The organism is Halosaccharopolyspora lacisalsi (assembly GCF_014137975.1).
GTDB lineage: Bacteria > Actinomycetota > Actinomycetes > Mycobacteriales > Pseudonocardiaceae > Halosaccharopolyspora > Halosaccharopolyspora lacisalsi.
In genome coordinates this window covers 892,388-912,771 of the sequence record NZ_JACGWZ010000001.1, presented here as the reverse complement: position 1 = coordinate 912,771, position 20,384 = coordinate 892,388, and the positions used below count along the sequence as shown (strand labels likewise).

The following is a 20,384-nucleotide window of genomic DNA, read 5'->3' as shown; positions in this document are numbered from 1 at the left end:
CACCTTACGTGCGTATGCGACACGCCCGGGCCAGGTGGGGCCCGATCAGGGCCGGTGGGCCGAGTCCCGCGCTGGACGTGGGAGACACTTCCCACGGATCCGTGGAGGGAGCGGTCTCGCCCGCCTCAGCCCGTCCGGTCGCGCCCCCGGACGCCGAAGGCCGCGCCGGGTTCGGTGCGCAGGGCGCCTCCCCGTCCGTCACCCGCTGCACCGAGACGAACTCGCGCGGCGGGGTCCGCCCCGGACCGCTCGACCGTGGGAGGCACCGCCCGAAATCGATCGCGCCGGAGGGGCCGAGACCCTCAGCGGTGGGGCGGCCGGTAGTGCTCGATGCGCCGAAGCAGGGCGCGGACCCGCATCGCGTGCAGCGGCGAGAGCAGGTAGCCGGGATAGCTGGCGAACCACGTGGCACTGCCGAGGCTGACCGCGTCGGCGCCCGCCCAGAAGTACTCGCGGCAGTCGTCGAAGCTGCGGATCCCGCCGGTGGCGATGATCGGCAGGCGCACCCCGGCGTCGCGCAGCTCGGAGACCACCCGCAGGCCGACGGGCTTGATCGCCCGCCCGGACAGACCGCCGAAACCGTTGCTCAACAACGGTCGACCCGTGTTCGGGTCCAGGCGCAGCCCCTTGACCGTGTTGATCGCCGTCAACGCCGAGACGCCGTACTTGGCGGCCAGGCGCGCGTGGGCGAGGTAGTCGTAGTCGGGCGAGAGCTTGAGGACGACCGGGTGGTTGCTGCGCGGCACGGCCTGGGCCAGCACCGACTCGATGATGCTCTCGAAGTCGAAGTTGACGTTGTGGCAGGAGACGTTGAACTCGACGGCGGCGATCTCACCGGCGGGAACGGCCTTGTTAATCTTGTCGACCAGGGTGGTGAACTCCTCGGGGGAGAAGCCGCCGACCGAGATGATCGTGTTCTGACCGCGGGTGCGCGGGTAGTAGTCCCGCAGGTAGGCGTCGATGCCGACGTTGCACCAGCCGAAGGCGTTGATCCAGCCGCCGTCGACCTGGCGCTGCACCTGCCCGTAGCGCTTGAGCAGCGCGGGCAGCTCGCTCAGCGGCCACACGTCGCGCGTGGTGAAATGCCCTTCCCGCGGCTCCACGGTCAGCGTGCGGGTGGTGATCGCGCCGAAGCGATCCAGCGGAACGAACTGGGAGATGGGGCTCATGCCGTAGGGCACGAGCTTGGCGTTGGCCACGCCGTAGCCGAGCAGACTGGAAGCGGTCACCAGACGGTTGCGCAGCGCGATGTCACCGAGCCGGACCGCCGGCTCACGAGGTTCGTCCCGGACCACACGCAGGTTCCGCTCCTGGGCCACGCTCACGATCGCTCTCCTCCCGCCGATGCCCGGACCATTGTCCCCCACCGCCACCGCACGCACACACCGGCGGGGAACGTACCACGCCCCGGTGAGCGAACCCCGCGAAGAAACCCATCTCGAGTTCGAAGCAAACTGTTCCGTGTTCGTTTTGTTGACCTGCGAACACTGATCATGTCTGATACAAGCGTGGACACCACCGAACGCACGCTCTCGATCATCGAGCGGCTCCGCGCGAGCGAACACGTCACCGTGCCCGAGCTGGCCACCAGCACGGGATGCTCGGAGATGACCATCCGGCGCGACCTCGACCACCTCGCCGAGCAGGGTGCTCTGCGCCGCGTGCGCGGCGGCGCCGTGAGCCTGCTGCTGCGCGGCGAGTCGACGCCCTTCGCCCTGCGCGTGCACGAGGCGACGACGGCCAAGCGACGTATCGCCGCCGAGGTGGCCGAGCTCGTCGCCGACGGCGAGTCCGTGATCCTCGACAGCGGCACCACGAACCTGGAAGTCGCCCGCGCGCTGACGGGACGCAGGATCACGGCGATCCCGCTGGATCTGCACGGGGCCAACGCGCTCGCCACAGCCGGGGCGAACCTGTTGCTGCCCGGCGGCCGGACCCGCCCCGGCGACCTGTCCTTCGTCGGGCACCTCACCGAGAACTCGCTGCGGGAGCTCCGGGTGGACACCGTCGTGCTCGGGTGCTGCGGGCTGTCGGCCGAGCACGGGCTGACCGCGCACGAGCTGACCGAGGTGCCGGTCAAACAGGCCGCGATCGCCTCCGCGCGACGCGCGATCGCCGCCTGCGACGGGTCGAAGTTCACCCGGACCGGACTGGGTCACGTCTGCCCGATCACCGGACTGGACCTCGTCGTCACCGACGACGGCATTCCCCCCGACACGCGAGCGACGATGGAGGGCGCCGGAGTGGTGGTGCGCGTTGTCTGAGTACCCGACAGCACCGTCGAGGACCGCGACCGCACCGGGCACCGCCGAGCAGCGGGCGCGCGGGGCGGTCACGACGTACTTCGTGATCGCGGGAGCGGCACTGGCGACCTGGACCGCGCGCATCCCGGCGATCAAGCAGCGGATCGGTCTCGACGAGGCGTCGCTGAGCGTGGCGCTGATGGCCGTGGCGGCCGGGTCGGTGCTGGCCATGCAGGCCGTCGGTCCGCTCACGGACCGGTTCGGCAGCGCCAGGGTGGTGCCACCGGCCGGGGTGCTGATGTCGCTGAGCATGGTCGTTCCGGGCTTCGCCGGAAACCTGCCGACGCTGATCGTCGGACTGCTGGTCTTCGGCGCCGGGCACGGAATGCTGGACGTGTCCATGAACACCCACGCCGTCGGCGTCGAACGGCGCTACGGGCGTCCGATCATGAGCACGTTCCACGCCACGTTCAGCTTCGGAGGTCTGCTCGGCTCCGGTGTCGGCGCCCTGGCCGCCCGTCTCGCCCTCGGATCGGGCGCGAACTTCACGATCGTGGGGGTCGCGCTGGCACTGGTCTCCCTCGCCGCCCGACCGGCGCTGCTGCCGCCCGAACCCGCCCGCCGCGGCGAGTCGTCCGCACCGACCTCTCCGCGCGGCATCCCGCTGGTGATCGTGTTCCTCGGGGTGCTCGGGTTCTGCTGCTCGCTGGGCGAGGGATCGATGAACGACTGGTCCTCGGTGTACCTGCGCGACGAGCTGGGCACGAGCCCGGCCGTGGCCGCGATCGGCTTCGCCGTGTTCTCCGCGACGATGACCGTCTTCCGGCTGCTGGGCGACCGGCTCAGCGCGCGGTTCGGTCCCGTGGCCCTGGTGCGCGGCTGCGGCGCGGTCGCCGGGCTCGGTCTCGGCGGTGCGTTGCTGCTGCACCATCCCGCGGCGGCCCTGGTCGGGTACGGGCTGTTCGGTGCGGGGCTGTCGTGCATCGTGCCGCAGGTATTCAGCGCTGCGGGCAATCGCGACCCCGAGCGCAGCGGCAGGGACCTCGCCCAGGTCAGCACGCTGGCCTACTCCGGACTGCTAGCCGGCCCCGTCGTGATCGGTTTCACCGCGCACTGGGTCGGTCTGGGCGTGGCACTGGGCATTCCGGCCGTCCTGGCCCTGTTCATCGCCCTGTCGGCTCCCGCGCTGAGGCCCAGAACCGGATGAGGCCGTGCCTGATTCTCTTGAGAAAGCGGCGGAGCCGCTTGCCACCAAGTACGCAGGCCGACCCGCCGGGGGTCTCAGACGTCGTCTCGCGAGGACAGCCCGACGGAGACGCCGCGGCGCGCAGCGCCTCCGTCGGGGGGCGGTGGCCGGGTTACGGGCGGGCGCAAGTACCCACTCGATGTGGCGAATCCCGGAGCGAGACGGCGTCTGAGGTTCCCCCGCCCGCCCCACTACGCAGGGCAAGCGGCCCCTCTATCCCTCCAGGTGGCCGATGCGGCGGCGCAGGTCTCGCAACTCTCGCATCGCCTGCACCGCGCGGGCTCCGTCGGCGGCCTGAATCGCCATGATCGGGGTGTTCTCGTCCTCGGGCAGCTCGACCCGCGCCCACGCGGCCCCGTCGGGGAAGCTGACCGCGAGCACCATCGACCACGGGTACCGGTAGGTCATCACGGCGTTGCGGATCTCGACTCCGTCCTCGTCGGCCCGCAGCCGGGGACGGGTCACCAGCAGGATCAACCCGGCCAGCACCACGCCGATGCCGACCATGGCGATCTGGTCGGAAATCCGGAACAGCACGCCGGTCGGTGTGCTGCGCAGGAAAACGGCGGCCACGACGCAGATGACGACCACCGTCACGGCGGACGGGATCGCGACCAGGCGAACCTTGTGGGGCCGCACCGTCACGGTCGACTCGGCGGCGCGCGTGCTCATGAAACGAGGGTCCTTTCGAGGGGCCGTCGGCTTTCACTCGGACGAGCGGCCCGAGCAGGCCGACCCGCTCCGTCGATCCGTGGTGACATTCTCAGAGAAAACCCTGCTCGTTGCTCCACCCACGCAGCTCGCGCAGGACCAGAGCGGTGTCCAGCGCCGCGGCGGTGGCTTCCCTGCCCTTGTCCTCCGCGGACCCGTCGAAACCGGCGCGCTCCCGCGCCTGCTGCTCGGTGTCGCAGGTCAGCACGCCGTTGCCCACAGCCGTGGACTCGTCCAGCGTCACCCTGGTCAGTCCGCTGGTCACCGACTCGCAGACGTACTCGAAGTGCGGCGTGCCGCCCCGGACGACCACTCCCAGCGCCACCACGGCGTCGTGCTGGTGCGCCAACTGCTGGCAGACCACCGGCAGCTCCACGGAGCCGGGGACCCGCACCACCGTCGGCTCGGCGATGCCCGCCTCGGTCGCGGCGGCCCGCGCGTTCTCCAGCATCGTGTCCACGATGTCGGCGTGCCAGCGGATCGCGGCGATACCCAGCCGCAGATCGCCGGCCCTCGGCACCTCCACCGCAGGACGTCCCTCACCGCTCATGCCGTCACCTCCGAGCCGTCGCCGATCGAGGAGTCCTCACCGTCGTCGAGATCGGTGAGGTCGTGGCCCATTCGGTCCCGCTTGGTCTGCAGGTAGCGCAGGTTCTCCGGGTTCGGCCGGATCGGCAGCGGTTCCCGACCCACGATACGCAGCCCGTAGCTTTCCAACCCGACGCGCTTGTCCGGGTTGTTGGTCAGCAGCCGCATCGAGCGCACCCCGAGGTCGTAGAGGATCTGGGCGCCCTGCCCGTAGTCCCGTCCGTCCACGGCCATGCCCAGTTCCAGGTTGGCGTCGACGGTGTCGGCTCCGTCGTCCTGGAGCTGGTAGGCCTGCAACTTGTGCATCAGCCCGATACCGCGCCCCTCGTGACCGCGCATGTAGAGCACGACTCCCCTGCCGGCATCGGCGACCTTGGCCAGTGACGCGTCCAGCTGCGGACCGCAGTCGCAGCGCAGGGATCCCAGCACGTCACCGGTCAGGCATTCGGAGTGCACCCGGACCAGGATGTCCTCGCCGTCGCCGATGTCGCCGTAGACCAGGGCCAGGTGCTCGATGCCGTCGAGCAGGCTGTCGTAGCCGACCGTGCGGAACGTCCCGTGCGCCGTGGGGATGCGCGCCTCGGCGACCCGCTCGACCTGCCGCTCGAACCGGCGCCGGTAGGCGATCAGGTCGGCGATCGTGATCAGCGCGAGGTCGTGGTCGGCGGCGAAGACCTCCAGCTCGTCGCGACGGGCCATCTCGCCCTCGCTCTTCTCGCTGACGATCTCGCACAGCGCTCCCGCCGGGCGCAGTCCGGCGAGTCGGGCCAGGTCCACCGAGGCCTCGGTGTGCCCGGCGCGGCGCAGCACCCCACCGGTCTGGCCGCGCAGCGGGACGACGTGTCCGGGGCGGTTCAGGTCGGAGGCGGCGCTGTCCGCGTCGGCAAGCACGTTGATCGTGCGCGCGCGGTCGGCGGCAGAGATACCCGTGGTCACGCCGCTGGCCGCGTCCACGGTCACGGTGTAGGCCGTGCCACGCAGGTCCTGGTTGGCGTGATACATCGGGGGCAGGTCGAGCCGGTCGCAGTCCTCACCGGTGAGCGCGACGCAGATGTATCCCGAGGTGTAGCGCACCATGAACGCCACCATCTCCGGCGTGGCCCTCTCCGCCGCGAAGATCAGGTCGCCCTCGTTCTCGCGGTCCTCGTCATCGACGACGATCACCGGTCGCCCGGCCGCGATCTGGGCCAGTGCGTGCTCGATGTCGTCGAATGCTGCGGTGCTCACCTTGTCGCGCCCCTACCGTGCCGAGAATTCACCTGGCTCACCTGGCCGGACCGTCGCCGACCCCACCTACCTCATTGTCCCCCGACCACGGCTCGTGACCACGGGTGAGGTGCCGCACCTGCGGGTCCAGCAGCCGTTCGACGTGCTTGGCCAGCGCGTCCACCTCGATATTGACCGCGTCACCGGCTGATCTGCGCCCCAGGGTGGTCAACTCCGCGGTGGTGGGGATCAGCGCGACGGAGAACTCGCCCGGCGGACAGTCCACCACGGTCAGCGACACTCCGTCCACGGTGATCGATCCCTTCTCCACCAGGTACCGCGACAGCGCGGACGGGAGCTCGAACCGGGTCAGCCCGCCGGCATCCGACCCCAGTACGCGACCGGTGCCGTCCACGTGCCCCTGCACGATGTGACCACCGAGCCGGTCGCCGAGGGCCATGGCCCGTTCGAGGTTGATCCGGTCTCCCGTGGCCAGCTCGCCGAGCGCCGAGCGGCGCAGCGTCTCGGTGACCACGTCCACGCTGAACCGGTCCTCGACCACCTCCACGACCGTCAGGCACACCCCGCTGACGGCGATGGAGTCACCGTGACGAGCGTCCGTGGTCACCACGGGTCCGGCCACGGTCAACCGGGCACCGTCGGCCCCGGAGTCGATCGAGACGATGGTGCCGAGTTCCTCGACGATCCCGGTGAACACCGGCTTCCTCCTATCGCCCGCGCGGGACGGCGCTGATGCGGATGTCCGTGCCGCTCATGGTGGTCTGTTCGATGTCGAGGCGCCAGGCTTGCGAGAGGCTCGACACTCCCGCGTCGGCCAGCGCCGCCGGTCCCGATCCCAGCAGCGTCGGGGCGACGTAGGCCAGCACCCGGTCGACGCGACCGGCCGCCCAGAACGCCCCGGCCAGGCTCGGCCCGCCCTCCAGCAGCACGTCGACCACGCCGCGGGCGGCCAGCGCCGCCAGCGCCGCGTCGACGTCGCCGCCGGGCAGCCGCAGGGTCTCGGCGGCGGCATCCAGCACTCGTGCCCCCTCCGGCAGGGCCCGGTCGCCGACGACCACCCGCAGCGGCTGGTGCGCGGCCGGGGCCCCGTCGGGGTCCCGCGCGGTCAGGTGCGGATCGTCGGCGGCCACGGTGCCGGTGCCGGCCACGATCGCGTCACAGTGCCGACGCAGCGCGTGCACCTCGTCCCGCGACTCCGGCGAGCTGATCCACCGGCTGGTTCCGTCGGCCGCCGCCGAACGCCCGTCCAACGTGGCCGCGTACTTCCAGGTGACGTGCGGACGGCCCGTGCGCGCGAAGTGCGACCAGGCCCGCAACGGTCCCGCCACGACTTCCTCCTCCAGCAGACCGCCCTCGACCTCGACACCCGCCGCGCGCAGGATCTCGGCTCCGCCGGAGGCCGGCGGGTTCGGATCGGCCACCGCATACACCACACGGGCCACACCCGCGTCGCGCAGCGCCACCGCGCAGGGACCCGTCCTCCCCGTGTGGGCACAGGGCTCCAGGGTCACCACCGCCGTGCCACCCGCGGCACGCTCCCCGGCGGTGCGCAGGGCCACGACCTCGGCGTGATCTCCCCCGGGAGGGCGCGTCGCTCCCACCCCGGCGACCTCACCGGCGGAATCGAGGATCACACACCCCACCGGCGGGTTCGGGCTCGTCGTCCCCCGCACCTCACCGGCGGCCGACATCGCCGTGTGCATCGCCGCCGAGACCGCGGGGGCGGACCGCTGATGACCCATCGACGTCACTGCCGGGCGTGCGCGGCGTTGATCGCCTGGCTGCGCAGTCCCTCGACCGCGCGGGCGGGGTCCTCGGCACCGTAGACGGCCGATCCAGCCACGAAGCAGTCCACGCCCGCCTCGGCGGCCTGCTCGATGGTCTCGGTGTTGATGCCGCCGTCGATCTCGACCACGAGGTTGAGGTGGCCGGTGTCGACCATCCGGCGCGCCCGGCGCGTCTTCTCGAGCACCTCGCCGATGAACTTCTGCCCGCCGAAGCCGGGTTCCACCGACATCACCAGCAGCGTGTCGTAGTGCTTGAGCACGTCGGTGTAGGGCTCCAGCGGAGTGTTCGGCTTGATCGACAGGCCGGCCTTGGCCCCGGCCGCACGCAGGTTCTTGGCCAGGCCGACCGGCTCGTCGGCGGCCTCCGCGTGCACGGTGACGTTGTGGACGCCCGCCTCGGCGTAGCCGACGGCCCAGCGGTCCGGGTCGTCGATCATGAGGTGGCAGTCCAGCGGGATGTCGGTGGACTTCTGCAGCGACTGCACCACCGGCAGGCCCAGGGTCAGGTTCGGAACGAAGTGCGCGTCCATGACATCGACGTGCAGCCAGTCCGCACCTCCGCCCGAATCGCCGCCCACGGCGGCCATCTCGTCGGCGAGCCGGGCGAAGTCGGCGGAGAGCAGGGACGGCGCGATCAGCGGCTGATTCGACACACACGGAGTGTAACGCCGGCCCCGTACCGCTCCGCCGAGTGGCTGATCCCGTCGATCGGCGAGGCGGTCCTGCCCGTCGAGCAGGTCGGCGATGTCCGGTCGGGTCGACGACCACTCGTCGTGCGCCTGGCTACGTCGTCGGGCTTCCTGCCGATCGCTCGGTGAGAGCATGGTGCGGGACAGCGTCACCGGCTCGCGCGGCGGCGCACCAGGTAGTAGGCGATCACGAGCAGGACCAGGAACGGTGCGCCCGCCTTCCAGGCTGTGCTGAACTGCTCGGTGAACGGCGTGGTCAGCAGGACGGCGGCGGTGAACAACATCGCCAGCACCGTGGTCACCGGCGCACCGGGAAGCCGCACCGGCGAGGGCGGCAGGCCCTGCTCGCCGCGGCTGCGCCGGAACGCGAGCTGACTGGCGAAGACGATCAGCCAGGTCAGCAGCGCCCCGAACAGGGCCAGCCCGAGCAGCAGCGGGAAGGCGGTGTTCGGTGCGAACACCGAGACGAAGACCGCCAGCACCAGCCCGCACGTCGACAGCAGCAGCGCACGCCGGGGTGTGCCGTTGCGGCTGAGGCCGGTGAACCACCGGGGGGCGTAACCGTCCTGGGCCAGCGAGTAGGTCATGCGGGCGGTGACGTAGAGGTTCGTGTTCATCGCCGAGAGCGCGGCCGTGAGGACCACGAAGTTCATGATTCCCGCGGCGGCGGGAATGCCGGCCAGCGCGAACAGCCGCACGAAGGGGCTCTGCGCCACGTCGTCACCGCCGGAGACCTGCGTCCACGGCAGGATCGTCACGATCACCAGCATCCCGAGGATGTAGAACAGCGCCAGCCGCAGCACCATGCTGCGCGCGGCGCGCGGGACGTCGCGGCGGGGGTTGCGCGACTCCGAGGCCGTGACCGAGACGGCCTCGGTGCCCAGGTAGGAGAAGGTGACCACCGTCAGGGCCATCCACACCGCACCGAGACCGTTGGGCAGGAAACCGCCGTGGGCGGTCAGCGCCTCGACCCCGGTGGCCTCCCGGCCGGGCAGGCCCACGAAGATGTAGGTCAGGCCCAGCAGGACGAACACCACGATGGTCACGACCTTGATCATGGCGAACCAGTACTCGAACTCGCCGAAGTAGCGCACCGCTGCGGCGTTGACCAGCAGCATGACCACCGCGAAGACCACCACCGGCATCCACAGCGGCACCTGGGGATACCAGAACCGGAAGTAGATCCCGGCCGCGACCACCTCGCTGCCGATGTTGACGACCTGGGCCGCCCAGTAGATCCAGCGCTGCACGAACCCGGCGAGGCCGCCGAGGTAGCGGTGCGCGACGGCGCCGAATCCCCCGGCCTCGGGATGCACCACCATCATCTCGGCCAGCGCGTAGGCCAGTGCCAGGGCCACCAGGGCCGCGACCGCGTAGGCGATGATCACCGCCGGACCGGCGGTCGAGATCGCCAGCCCCGACCCCAGGAACAGCCCCGTGCCGATCGCACCGCCGAGCGCGATCATGCCGACCTGGCGGCCGCTGAGGTCCCGACGCAGCCCGCTCCCGGGCTCCTCCAGCTGGTCCACCATCGCGCGCCGCCCCTCTCCGTTCGAGCACAACCGCGAGAAACCCTACGATGCCGGATCATCCGGCCTCGAACGCCTTGCCCGACGAAGTTCGACCACGTGGAGCAGCCCGAGTCACCGTGCTCCGCTCCCGTGTACGGGACACGGCCGCGACCCACCACGTGAGCCGGTTACTCCGCGCCGACGTCCTCGTGCCACAGGTCGGGGTGCGCGTCGACGAACTCGGTCATCAGGCGCGCGCAGTCGGGGTCGTCGAGCACGACGACCTCGACACCGTGCTCGACCAACCAGTCGTGGGCACCGTGGAAGGTGCGGGTGTCGCCGATGACGACCCGGCCGATGCCGAACTGGCGCACCAGGCCACTGCAGTACCAGCAGGGCGAGAGCGTGGTCACCATCGTGGTCCGGTGGTAGGAGCGCTGACGTCCGGCGGCGCGGAAGGCCGTCGTCTCACCGTGCGCCGAGGGATCGTCGTCCTGGACGCGGCGGTTGTGCCCGCGACCGAGTACCCGCCCGTCCTCGTCGATCAGCGCCGCCCCTATCGGGACTCCGCCCTCGGCCGCGCCCGCCCGCGCCTCGTCGAGCGCCACGGACAACCACTCGCGGTAGCGGGGCGTGTCCCCGGTGCTATCAGCGGTTGAAGGAGACATCGACAGGGGTCCCCCGTTCGACACTGCGGCTGACGGTGCACTGCTGCTCGACGGCGCGCTGGACGACCTCGACCAGTTTCTCCCGGTGCTCGGTGTCGGTCAACGCCGCGAGGTCGACGTCGAAAGCGGCCCGCACCGCGGAGAACCGGTGCGCGTCCTCGGGGTCCTTGTCACGGTCGGCGTGGACCGTCACCGCGGCGTCCTCCCCGAGCCTGCGGGTCAGCAGCTGCTCGGCGGTCACCGCCGAGCAGCCGGCGATCGCGGCCAGCAGTAGCTCACCGGGCGTGAACGAGTCCGGGGCCCCGTCCGTGCCGATCTCCACTTCTCCACCGCGCCCGTTGGTCGCGGTGAAGCTCCGCTGCCCGGTACGCCGCACCTCCACAGGAGTGGACGACATCATTACCTCCTCGCGCCGACTGTTCCGCGAGCCTCTCAGACCTGCAGCAGGGCGCAGAACATGGCGTCCGTGCCGTGGCTGTGGGGCCACAGCTGCACGTTCGGCCCCTCGCCCAGATCGTCGACCCCCGGGAAGCAGGGCCGGGCGTCCAGCTGACGCGCTCCGGTGCTCTTCAGGACGTCGGAGACGACGTCGACGGTCTCGGCCAGGTGCGGGGAGCACACGACGTAGGCCACCACTCCGCCGGGGCGGGTCAGTTCCACCGCCGAACGCAGCAGTCCGCGCTGCGTGTGGGTCAGGTCGGTGAGGTCGGAGGGCTGACGCCGCCAGCGTGCCTCGGGCCTGCGGCGCAGGGCGCCGAGTCCCGTGCAGGGCGCGTCCACCAGGACCCGGTCGAAGCCACCGGTCAACTCCGGCTGTCGCCCGTCGGTGACGTGCACGGACACCGAGAGGTCGGAGGTCACCCGGCTCACCATGTCGGCGCGGTGCCGCGTCTGCTCGACCGCGTCCAGCGTTCCTCCGTCGAGGGTGACCAGCGCCCCCAACAGGTTCGCCTTGCCACCGGGGCCGGCACACAGGTCCAACCAGCGGGTGTCCGAACCTTCGACATCCGCCCTGGTCAGGGCCAGCGCGGCGAGTTGGCTTCCCTCGTCCTGGACGGTGGCGAAGCCCTCCTGCACGGGTTCCAGCTCGCCGGGATCGCCCGCTCCGGCCTCCAGGTGCACCCCGTAGGGCGAGTAGGGGGCCACGTCGCCACCGGTGATCGCGGCGAGCTCGTCGGCACTGATCTCGCCGGGCCGCGCCGTGAGGTGCACCGCCGGGCGCGCGTCGTCGGCCGCCAGGGCCGCTTCCAGCTCCGCACCCGTGGACCCCAGCGCGTCGGCGAACGCGTGGGCGATCCAACGCGGATGTGCGTAGCGCAGCGCGAGGTGCCCGACCGGATCGGTGGCGCGGTCGGGGGCGAGCTGCTCGATCCACTGCTGTTCGTCGCGCTCCCCGGCGTGGCGCAGCACGGCGTTGGCGAATCCGGCCAGCTTGGATCCGGCCTGACCGCGCACGAGATCCACGGTGGCCGCGACGGCGGCGTGGGACGGGATCCGCGTGCGGAGCAGCTGGTAGACCCCCAGCCGCAGCGCGTCGAGCAGCACCGGGTCCACGTCGGCCAGCGGCCGCGCACTGCACTCGGCGACGATCGCGTCGAGCAGGCCCTGCGCCCGGCAGGTGCCGTAAGTGAGCTCGGTGGCCAGTGCGGCGTCCCTGCTTCCGACGCGGTGCTTCCTGAGCAGGGAGGGCAGTGCGAGGTTGGCGTAGGAGTCGCGTTCCCGCACCGCGCGCAGGGTTTCCAGCGCGACGAGACGGGCGGGGTCGTCGGCGGGCGGACGGGACGGCCCCTTGTTCCGCCGCGGTGGACGCGACTGGTTCGGTCGGGACGTTCCTCGGGGCCGGTTCTGGTTCACGCTAGTTCCGTTCCTTGCTCAATGCTGATCCCACGCGCCCAGTCCGTGGCGGCCATACGTTTCTTGCCCCGTGCCTGCACTTCGCCCAGTCGAACCGCCGTGGTGGCGGTGCCGACGAGCACACGACGCCGTTGCACGCTGATCTCCCCCGGTGCCAAGCCCGTTTCCTCGGTCGGCTCGACCGGCCCGAGCTTGAGGCGCTCACCGTGGAACCAGCACCACGCCCCCGGATCCGGGGTCACCGAGCGGATCAACCGATCCACGGCCCGCGCCGGTTCGGTGAAGTCCACCTTGGCATCGTCGACGGTGACCTTGGGGGCGTAGCTGACCCCGTCGGCGGACTGCTCCTCGGCGCGGAGGGTTCCGTCCTCGATGCCGTCGAGGGTGGCCACCAGCAACCGCGATCCGGACTCCGCGAGTCGCCCGAGCAGCGCACCGGCGGTGTCGGTACCGTCGATCGGCTCCGTGACGACGCCGTGGACCGGCCCCGCGTCGAGGTCGGGCACGATTCGGAAGGTGCTCGCGCCGGTGATCTCGTCCCCGTGCCGGATCGCGGCTTGCACGGGTGCCGCTCCCCGCCAGTGGGGCAGCAGGGAGAAGTGCAGGTTGATCCAGCCGTGCTGGGGGATCGACAGGGCCTCCTGCCGCAGCAGGGCACCGTAGGCCACGACCGGGCAGCAGTCGGGTTCGAGAGCTCTCAGCCGCTCCAGGAACTCGGGGTCCGAGGCACGAGAGGGCGTCAGCACCTCGATCCCGTGCTCGTCGGCCAGGGCTCCGACGGGGGAACGCACCACCTTGCGACCCCGGCCCGCGGGCGCGTCGGGACGGGTGACCACGGCGACGACCTCGTGTCTCGACGAGTCCAGCAGCGCACGCAGGGCGGGCACGGCGGGTTCGGGAGTACCGGCGAAGACCACGCGCATCTCAGCGGGCCTCCCCGGACGGCTGGACGGTCACGCAAAACTCCCCGGACATCGGCGGCAACCCCCCGATTCTAGGCGTGATGTTCCGCCGTGTCGGTCGCGGCCGGTACGACCGAACTCCATAACCCCCTATACCCGTCGCGGTGGTTACCCGGTTTCGCGCTAAACCGGGAAACCACGCGCCTCAGGGGGACGGCCGCACCACGGACGCGGCTCCGCCGCCCCGGCGCTCGGGTTCGGCGGCGGCCACCCAGCGTCCTCCCGGCAAGCGCTCGACGCCGGTGACGGCACCGATCTCGGCCATCTGTTCGAAGGAGTGGCCGGTCTCGCGGAGCTTCCCGGTGACACGCTGCCGCAGGAATCCCGGTTCCGCGGCGGTGCGCTCGGTGTTGCGCTGGGAGGCCCGGGGAGTCGTGATGGCCTCCGGCAGGGACATGCCCCGGTCCAGCCGCCCGGTCAGGACCTGCACCACGCTCGTGATGATCGTGGTGCCGCCCGGAGTGCCGAGCGCCAGCAGCGGTTCGCCGTCGGAGAGCACGATGGTCGGGCTCATGGAACTGCGCGGGCGCTTGCCCGGCCCGGGCAGGTTCGGGTCGGGCACGCCCGGTGTGTTCGGCGTGAACGAGAAGTCGGTGAGCTCGTTGTTGAGCAGGAAACCGCGTCCGGGCACGGTCATACCGCTGCCGCCGGTCTGCTCGATCGTCAGCGTGTAGGAGACCACGTTGCCCGCGGCGTCGGCGACCGTCAGATGCGTGGTGCTGGGGCCCTCGTAGGGGAGTTCGGCCTTCGAGGTCCGCGGGCGGCATCGGTGCGGGTCCCTCGGGTCGCCGGCCGCGACCGGGGCCTCCAGGACCGAATCGGGCTCGATCAGGCACTCCCGGGAGTCGGCGAAGCGTTGGCCGAGCAGCTCCTCGGTCGGCACGTCGGAGAAGGCGGGATCACCCACCCAGCGGTTGCGGTCGGCGAAGGAGAGCTTGGTCGCCTCCAGGAAGCGGTGCAGGTACTCGGCCTTGTCGGCCTCGGACAGGTCGGTGCGCTCCAGGATGTTGAGCGCCTCGCCGACCGTCGTGCCCCCGGAGCTGGACGGCGCCATGCCGTAAACGTCGGCGTCGCGGTACTCGACGTGCGTGGGCGCGCGCTCGATCGTGCGGTAGTTCGCCAGGTCGGCACGGGTCATCCCGCCGGGCCGGACGACTCGGTCGGCACCGGGGGCGACCCCGGGCTCCCGCACCGTCTCGGCGATGTCGGCACCGATCTCGCCCTCGTAGAACGGGGCCGGCCCCTTCCTGGCGAGCAGTCCGTAGGTTTCGGCCAGGGCGGGGTTGCGGAACACGCTGCCCACCTCGGGAAGCTCACCGCCCGGCAGGAACAGCTTCCGACTGGCCGGGAAGTCGCGGAAGCGCTCCTCGTTCCGCGCCGTCTGCGCGCGGAACGTCTCGTCGACGACGAAGCCCTTCCCGGCCAGTCGTTGGGCCGGGCGCAGCACCCGGCCCAGGTCCATCTCGCCCCACTCCCGCAGCGCGCGCTGCCAGGTCGCGGCCGTACCGGGCACGCCGACCGACAGACCGCTGGTGACGGCCTCGTCGAACGAGAGGGGTTCACCGTTCTCCACGAACAGGTCCTCGCTCGCGGCGGCGGGAGCGGTTTCCCTCCCGTCGATCGTGGAGACCTCGCCGGTGTCGGCGTCGTGGTGCACGAAGTAACCACCGCCGCCGATGCCCGAGGAGTAGGGCTCGGTGACGCCCAGCGCAGCAGCCACCGCCACGGCGGCGTCCGTGGCGGTGCCTCCCCGACGCAATGTCCGAATACCGATCCGCGTCGCGTAGGGGTCCACGCTGGAGACGGCTCCGCCGTGCCCGACGGCCGTGGCCAGCTTCGGCGGTGGTTTCGAGGGGGACCGCGGAGGTGGGGCCGAGCCCACGGGAACGGCCGAGGCCGTGGGCGCGACGAGCGCGCACGAGACCACCAGGCAGAACGCGATCCGCACCGATCTGGCGAACACCATCCCAACCTCCACAGCGCCGGTAGCGTTGGGTATCTTGCCGTGTTCGCGCTGTCGGGACAACCACTTCGGAAAGTGGTCAGCTCGGCCGGTGCGCCCCTGCCCCGCGTTCCGCCTCGGAGCCCTGCTCCTGGCCGGCACGGCTCTCGGCGCCGGAGCGCTGGGTGGGCATCTCACGCTGCGCACGACGGTAGCCCGAATTGATCATCTCGCCAGCCGCCTCCCGGCCACCGAGACCGAAGGCCAGCGCCGCGCCCAGCGCCAACGCACCGATCAGCGCAGTGTAGGTGATCATGACGATCGTCGGGGCGATCCGCAGCTGCGTCAGGATCATGAACACCCCGATCGCCATGACCAGGGTCGGGCCGGCCATCCCGGCCATCCGGCCGACCGGGGTGTCCCCCAGCGTCCGGCGTGCCAGACCGCCGACCACACCCGCGATCGCCGCTGCCGCCACGAAGATCAGCAACGCCGCGATCACGCGCGGCAGGTAACCCAGCACCACGTTCATGAATCCCGTGAGGGCCGGAATCCCGAGCGTGCCCACCGCGGAGGAGAGCACGAAGACCATGAGTACCGCGAACACCACGGTCCCGACCAACCGCGAAGGGCTGCCTTCCGGACTTACCCTCTCGACGTAGCTCCCGCTGCCGCCCGACTTCAGTCGTTCATCCATCCGAAACTTCTTGAGCAGTTTCGTGATTCCCATTCGGAGCAGTTTCGCGATGATGTACCCGACGACGAGCACCACCAGCGCGCCGATGATCTGTGGAACGTATCCCATCAGCGTGGTGAACGCGCTCTGCAGACTCCCCAAAACGTTGAATCCGCCACCTTGTGCGAGAACCATCGTGATCGCTCCTTGTACCTGTCGATTTCCTGGCTGGAATCCCCCGGATGCCCGCTGTCCACTTCGGTCAAACCTGGGGCTGTATCGATCAGGTGCCGCTGCACTCCGGAACAGTCGCGCCTCAGAGCAGTTGGAACGGATCCACCTGCACCCGCACGGGTTCGGTGTTCTTGCGGGCGGCTCGCACGGCCTGGGCATCCCGCAGGGCCTGCGCCAGTGCCCGGCCCTCGTGACGCTCCACTCGCAGCAGGGCGCGTTCCCGCTCGGCCGCGCCGTCCTCGTCGACCTCGCCGAGCGGGACGGGACCGAGAACCTCACCGGTGGAGGGCAGCTCCACCGAGTCCACCATGTCGGCCACCGCGTCGGGTGTTCCGTCGACCGCGGCGACCCGCTTCGCCGGGGGGAAACCCAGTTCCCGCCGTCCGTCCAGCTCCAGCGCCGCGTGCCAGGAGGGGTCCCACCGCACCAGAGCCTGCACCGGTTGCAGCACGGACTCGGCCATGACCACCACCCTGCCGCCCTCCCGCGCGGGGCGCACCATCGCCGCCGCGGCGAACCACAGGCGCAGGGCGTTCTCCGTGGCACGCAGGTCCGGCCTGGCCAACAGGGTCCGGCCGTCGAGCAGCAGCGCGGCCCCGTATCCGCCCTCGGCGACCGGTTCCGCTCCGGGGGTGGCCACGATCAGGGCCGGCGCGGCGGGCACGGACTCCAGCACACCCCCGCCCCCGGAAGTACGCACAGTCACACCGCTGAACGCGCGCCCCAGCTCTTCGGCGGTGCGCCCCGCGCCAATCGCCACCGCGCGCAGTCGCCGATCCCCACAGGCCGAGCAGCGAAACGCCGCCTCCGTCGCCCCGCACCACCGGCAAGCGGCCGGTCGCGCGGCCCCGTCCTCGGCGGTGCCACCGGGCAACGCGAGCGGACCCGCGCACCGGCGGCAGTGGGCGCGCTCGCGGCACCGGGCGCACGCGAGCGCGGGCACGTAGCCCCGCCTGGGAACCTGGACGAGCACGGGCGCTCGCTGTTCCAGCGCGGAGCGCGCGGCCTGGAACGCCACCGAGGGCAGCCGGGCGGCCCGCACGGTCGGATCCCTGGCCACCTGCGTGTCGTCCTCGCCGATCGCCGTCACGCGCGGAGCGGCCCGGCGCACGACGTCGCGGTGTGCCACCACCTCGTGTGCCCACCCGGACTCGACCAACAGGGCCGCCTCCGCCGTCCGGGCGAAACCGCCGACCACCAGCGCGGCACCCGCCGAGTGGGCACGGCGCGCCAGCACGTCGCGGGCGTGCGGGTACGGAGACTGCGGATAGGCGTGCAGTTCGTCGCCGTCGTCCCACACCACGGCCAGGCCCAGGTCGTGAACCGGCGCGAACATGGCCGCACGTGTGCCCACCACCACCCGCACCGCGCCACGGTGCACGGCCAGCCACCGCCGGTACCGCTCGGCGGGACCGAGGTCGGCCGTCAGCGCGACCACGCCCGCCTCTCCGAGCAGCGCCGCGCACGCCGTCTCCAGCCGTCGCACGTCGCGGTGATCCGGGACCACGATCAACGCCGAACGGCCCCCGGCCGCCGACGTCGCCGCCGCCTCGGCCAGCCTGGCGGGCCAGTCCTCACCGGGCAGGGCCTGCCACACCACCCGCGCCGGTTTCCCCGCGTGGACGGCCTCCAGGAAGGCGGCACCGTGCTCGTAGCGGGACCAGGGCTCGGCCCGCGGCCGAGCGGGCGGTGCCACGGCCGGACGCAGTGCCTCCTGCTCGACGCGAGCGTGGCGCGGAGGCACGATCAGGCGCAGCGCGTCGCTGAGCGTTCCGGCGTAGTGGGTCGCCACGGTGCGCGCCAGACCCAGCAGGTCGGCGGAGAGCACCTGTTCGGGCGAGATCACCCGCTCCAGCCAGGCCAACCGTCCCGGGAACTCGGACTCGGCGACGCGCTCCAGCAGGAAGCCGTCCAACAGCTGCCGGTTGAACCGCACCCGCACCCGGCACCCCGGCACGGCATCGGCGTGCAGCCGCTCGGGGACGAGGTAGTCGAAGGGTCGGTCCAGGTGGGGCAGCGAGACGTCCACGGCGACCCGCGCCACGGGCAGTTCCGGTGCCACCACTCGGGGGGATCGTGAACCTGCCATGCACACCTGCCTGTCGACGACGTCGACCCCCCAACCTACTCACCGCCGGTCCACCGCGGTCGTCGGTCGCCGCCGTCGGAACCCGGATCGCCGAGGACTACGATGACGTCCGATCAGTGTGAAAGGTCCTCGCGTGTTCCACGTCGTCTTCTACCGGCCCGAGATCCCGGGCAACACCGGCAACGCGATCCGCATGACCGCCGGAGCGGGTTGCGAGTTGCACCTCGTCGAGCCCCTGGGATTCTCCGTGGACGACGCGCACCTGCGGCGTGCCGGTCTGGACTACCACGACCGAGCGGTACTGCACGTCCACGAGGATCTGGACGCGGTGTGGCAGTACCTGCGGCCGCAGCGGGTCTTCGCGTTCACCGGATCGGCCGAGCGCTCCTACCACCACGTCGAGTACGAGCGGGGCGACGTGCTGCTGTTCGGCGTCGAGTCGAGCGGCCTTCCGGACCACGTGCTGCGTTCCGAGCAGGTCACCGACCGCGTGCGCATTCCGATGGTGCCCGGGATCCGCTCGATGAACCTGGCCAACTCGGCGGCCGTGGCCGTCTACGAGGCCTGGCGTCAGGTCGGCTTCGCCGGGGATCCCCACGCCGGACAACTCTTGTGACTAGTTTTCACGTTTTGCTCCCGTCATAGTCCTCGATCGGGTTGAATGTTTTTCGTCATTCTCCGATCTCTTCGCGAGGGAGCACGATGCCGAGATCATCGCCACGATTACGACGTGCGCTGACCGCCGTGGGACTGGCCACGGTGGTCGGATTCGTCCCCACGGCCGCAGCCACCTCCTCCGCGGAGGCACCGTCGCTCCGGTCCCGGATCGACGCCGTGCACGAGGCCGGGATGCCGGGGATCCAGGCGGCGGTCCGCCACGGCGACGAGTCGTGGACGGGCGCCGCCGGGGTCGCCGACATACGCACCGAGCGGCCGCTGCGGGCGGGATACCACCACCGCGTGGGCAGCATCACGAAGAGCTTCACCGCCACGGCCGTGCTACAGCAGGTGGGCAGGGGCCGCATCGAACTGGACGCTCCCATCGGGAAGTACCTTCCCGCGCTCGTCGGAGGTGAGCGCGGACAGCGCATCACCGTGCGGATGCTGCTCAACCACACCAGCGGTATCGCCGACCACGTCAACGGGACCTTCGAGTCCTGGAGCCAGGGGTCGCTGGCGAGCTTGGAGGCCAACCGGTTCCGAAACTGGCGGCCTGAACGGCTCGTCGAGATCGGCCTGAGCCTGCCGCCGACCGGTGCCCCCGGTGAGAAGTGGTCGTACTCCAACACCAACTACGTCATCGCCGGGCAACTGCTGGAGAAGATCACCGGCAAGCCCGCCCGGTTCGTCATCAGCCGCGACGTCATCCGGCCGCTGGGGCTGCGCGACACGTACTTCCCCGGACCGACCCCGTTCGTTCTCGGCCCGCACAGCAAGGCCTACGAGGCGCTGTACCACCTGCCCGAGCGCAGGGGTGAGTACAGCGTGTTCAACATGTCCTGGGCCTCGACCGCGGGAGCACTGATCTCCACCCCGCAGGACCTCAACACCTTCTACCGGGCGTTGCTGGGTGGTGAACTGCTGGAACCGGAGCAGCTGGCGGAGATGAAGCGCACCGTACCGGTGATGCAGAACGGCACCAGGATCGGTGGCTACGGGCTGGGACTGAGGAGGTTCGACCTCGGGCGGTGCGGCACGTTCTGGGGCCACGACGGTGCCGTGTTCGGCATGGGGACGTTGTCGCTGCACGACGAGGACGGTTCCGAGCAGCTGAGCTACGGGATGAACCTGACCAAGTATCAGCACCTGGGACCGAACGGCCGTCCACAACCGCACCCGATCGACAGGGCCCGCGGCGCTTTCCTCGGCCGGGCCCTGTGCTCCGGCGCCCAGAGCCCGGCAACGACGCTGGCACCGACGACCCCGAGCGCACCGTCGCCGGCACTCGCGCGGTAGT

The 20,384-nt window shown here is 71.1% G+C and carries 19 protein-coding genes; 4 read left to right on the top strand and 15 right to left on the bottom strand.

The genetic code is table 11. The features are described 5' to 3' along the window. Positions 1-302: 302 nt before the first annotated feature. A complete protein-coding gene (locus FHX42_RS04410) occupies positions 303-1,325 on the bottom strand; it encodes a beta/alpha barrel domain-containing protein (RefSeq protein WP_328795895.1) in 1,023 nt (340 codons plus the stop codon). Between the two features lie 168 nt (positions 1,326-1,493). Between FHX42_RS04410 and FHX42_RS04405 the strand changes: the two genes are divergently transcribed. After that, positions 1,494-2,264: a DeoR/GlpR family DNA-binding transcription regulator gene (locus FHX42_RS04405; RefSeq protein WP_182542850.1), complete on the top strand. Its 771-nt coding sequence runs from the start codon at positions 1,494-1,496 to the stop codon at positions 2,262-2,264. Then, complete coding sequence (locus FHX42_RS04400) at positions 2,257-3,450, top strand: MFS transporter (RefSeq protein WP_182542849.1); 1,194 nt, start codon at positions 2,257-2,259, stop codon at positions 3,448-3,450. Before FHX42_RS04405 ends, FHX42_RS04400 begins: the two co-directional genes overlap by 8 nt. Positions 3,451-3,702: 252 nt before the next feature. On the opposite strand, the gene FHX42_RS04395 is transcribed toward FHX42_RS04400, so the two are convergent. The 14 genes from FHX42_RS04395 to FHX42_RS04330 form a co-directional block, all read right to left on the bottom strand. Beyond that, the gene (locus tag FHX42_RS04395) at positions 3,703-4,161 is read right to left on the bottom strand and encodes a PH domain-containing protein (protein ID WP_182542848.1); all 459 of its coding nucleotides are present in this window, start codon (positions 4,159-4,161) and stop codon (positions 3,703-3,705) included. A 91-nt stretch (positions 4,162-4,252) separates the two neighbouring features. Then, entirely contained in the window at positions 4,253-4,750 is a 498-nt protein-coding gene (ribH, locus tag FHX42_RS04390) for a 6,7-dimethyl-8-ribityllumazine synthase (RefSeq protein ID WP_182542847.1), read from the bottom strand. After that, positions 4,747-6,015: a bifunctional 3,4-dihydroxy-2-butanone-4-phosphate synthase/GTP cyclohydrolase II gene (locus tag FHX42_RS04385; RefSeq protein WP_182542846.1), complete on the bottom strand. Its 1,269-nt coding sequence runs from the start codon at positions 6,013-6,015 to the stop codon at positions 4,747-4,749. The genes ribH and FHX42_RS04385 overlap by 4 nt, the downstream gene beginning before the upstream one ends. 37 nt (positions 6,016-6,052) lie before the next feature. After that, positions 6,053-6,712, bottom strand: coding sequence for a riboflavin synthase (locus FHX42_RS04380; RefSeq protein WP_182542845.1), 660 nt, complete (start codon positions 6,710-6,712; stop codon positions 6,053-6,055). Between the two features lie 10 nt (positions 6,713-6,722). Further along, entirely contained in the window at positions 6,723-7,757 is a 1,035-nt protein-coding gene (ribD, locus tag FHX42_RS04375) for a bifunctional diaminohydroxyphosphoribosylaminopyrimidine deaminase/5-amino-6-(5-phosphoribosylamino)uracil reductase RibD (RefSeq protein ID WP_182542844.1), read from the bottom strand. A gap of 5 nt (positions 7,758-7,762) precedes the next feature. Continuing rightward, entirely contained in the window at positions 7,763-8,455 is a 693-nt protein-coding gene (rpe, locus tag FHX42_RS04370) for a ribulose-phosphate 3-epimerase (RefSeq protein WP_328795894.1), read from the bottom strand. A gap of 185 nt (positions 8,456-8,640) precedes the next feature. Continuing rightward, complete coding sequence (locus tag FHX42_RS04365) at positions 8,641-10,023, bottom strand: amino acid permease (protein WP_182542843.1); 1,383 nt, start codon at positions 10,021-10,023, stop codon at positions 8,641-8,643. Between the two features lie 167 nt (positions 10,024-10,190). Then, positions 10,191-10,670, bottom strand: coding sequence for a nucleoside deaminase (locus tag FHX42_RS04360; protein WP_182542842.1), 480 nt, complete (start codon positions 10,668-10,670; stop codon positions 10,191-10,193). After that, positions 10,651-11,067 carry an OsmC family protein gene (locus FHX42_RS04355; protein WP_182542841.1) on the bottom strand — a complete coding sequence of 139 codons (417 nt, stop codon included), beginning with the start codon at positions 11,065-11,067 and terminating at the stop codon, positions 10,651-10,653. Before FHX42_RS04355 ends, FHX42_RS04360 begins: the two co-directional genes overlap by 20 nt. Positions 11,068-11,102: 35 nt before the next feature. Continuing rightward, entirely contained in the window at positions 11,103-12,524 is a 1,422-nt protein-coding gene (locus tag FHX42_RS04350; protein ID WP_182542840.1) for an RsmB/NOP family class I SAM-dependent RNA methyltransferase, read from the bottom strand. Continuing rightward, complete coding sequence (gene fmt / locus FHX42_RS04345) at positions 12,521-13,447, bottom strand: methionyl-tRNA formyltransferase (protein WP_182542839.1); 927 nt, start codon at positions 13,445-13,447, stop codon at positions 12,521-12,523. The genes FHX42_RS04350 and fmt overlap by 4 nt, the downstream gene beginning before the upstream one ends. A gap of 184 nt (positions 13,448-13,631) precedes the next feature. Continuing rightward, on the bottom strand, positions 13,632-15,452 hold the full coding sequence (gene ggt / locus FHX42_RS04340; RefSeq protein WP_182542838.1) for a gamma-glutamyltransferase: 1,821 nt from the start codon (positions 15,450-15,452) through the stop codon (positions 13,632-13,634). Between the two features lie 76 nt (positions 15,453-15,528). Then, complete coding sequence (locus FHX42_RS04335) at positions 15,529-16,299, bottom strand: mechanosensitive ion channel family protein (RefSeq protein ID WP_182542837.1); 771 nt, start codon at positions 16,297-16,299, stop codon at positions 15,529-15,531. A gap of 121 nt (positions 16,300-16,420) precedes the next feature. Continuing rightward, on the bottom strand, positions 16,421-18,427 hold the full coding sequence (locus FHX42_RS04330) for a primosomal protein N' (RefSeq protein ID WP_182542836.1): 2,007 nt from the start codon (positions 18,425-18,427) through the stop codon (positions 16,421-16,423). Positions 18,428-18,560: 133 nt separating this feature from the next. Between FHX42_RS04330 and FHX42_RS04325 the strand changes: the two genes are divergently transcribed. Beyond that, the gene (locus FHX42_RS04325; protein WP_182542835.1) at positions 18,561-19,043 is read left to right on the top strand and encodes a tRNA (cytidine(34)-2'-O)-methyltransferase; all 483 of its coding nucleotides are present in this window, start codon (positions 18,561-18,563) and stop codon (positions 19,041-19,043) included. Between the two features lie 86 nt (positions 19,044-19,129). Beyond that, the gene (locus FHX42_RS04320; RefSeq protein ID WP_182542834.1) at positions 19,130-20,383 is read left to right on the top strand and encodes a serine hydrolase domain-containing protein; all 1,254 of its coding nucleotides are present in this window, start codon (positions 19,130-19,132) and stop codon (positions 20,381-20,383) included. The last annotated feature ends 1 nt before the right edge of the window (position 20,384 follow it).

Excerpts from the sequence above, each read along its gene's own strand:
- ggt (WP_182542838.1), bottom strand. The coding sequence starts at position 15,452 with ATGGTGTTCGCCAGATCGGTGCGGATCGCGTTCTGCCTGGTGGTCTCG.
- FHX42_RS04395 (WP_182542848.1), bottom strand. The coding sequence starts at position 4,161 with ATGAGCACGCGCGCCGCCGAGTCGACCGTGACGGTGCGGCCCCACAAG.
- FHX42_RS04365 (WP_182542843.1), bottom strand. The coding sequence starts at position 10,023 with ATGGTGGACCAGCTGGAGGAGCCCGGGAGCGGGCTGCGTCGGGACCTC.
- FHX42_RS04320 (WP_182542834.1), top strand. The coding sequence starts at position 19,130 with ATGCCGAGATCATCGCCACGATTACGACGTGCGCTGACCGCCGTGGGA.
- FHX42_RS04335 (WP_182542837.1), bottom strand. The coding sequence starts at position 16,299 with ATGGTTCTCGCACAAGGTGGCGGATTCAACGTTTTGGGGAGTCTGCAG.
- FHX42_RS04360 (WP_182542842.1), bottom strand. The coding sequence starts at position 10,670 with ATGTCTCCTTCAACCGCTGATAGCACCGGGGACACGCCCCGCTACCGC.
- ribD (WP_182542844.1), bottom strand. The coding sequence starts at position 7,757 with ATGGGTCATCAGCGGTCCGCCCCCGCGGTCTCGGCGGCGATGCACACG.
- FHX42_RS04330 (WP_182542836.1), bottom strand. The coding sequence starts at position 18,427 with ATGGCAGGTTCACGATCCCCCCGAGTGGTGGCACCGGAACTGCCCGTG.
- FHX42_RS04405 (WP_182542850.1), top strand. The coding sequence starts at position 1,494 with ATGTCTGATACAAGCGTGGACACCACCGAACGCACGCTCTCGATCATC.
- ribH (WP_182542847.1), bottom strand. The coding sequence starts at position 4,750 with ATGAGCGGTGAGGGACGTCCTGCGGTGGAGGTGCCGAGGGCCGGCGAT.
- fmt (WP_182542839.1), bottom strand. The coding sequence starts at position 13,447 with ATGCGCGTGGTCTTCGCCGGTACTCCCGAACCCGCCGTGCCCGCCCTG.
- FHX42_RS04355 (WP_182542841.1), bottom strand. The coding sequence starts at position 11,067 with ATGTCGTCCACTCCTGTGGAGGTGCGGCGTACCGGGCAGCGGAGCTTC.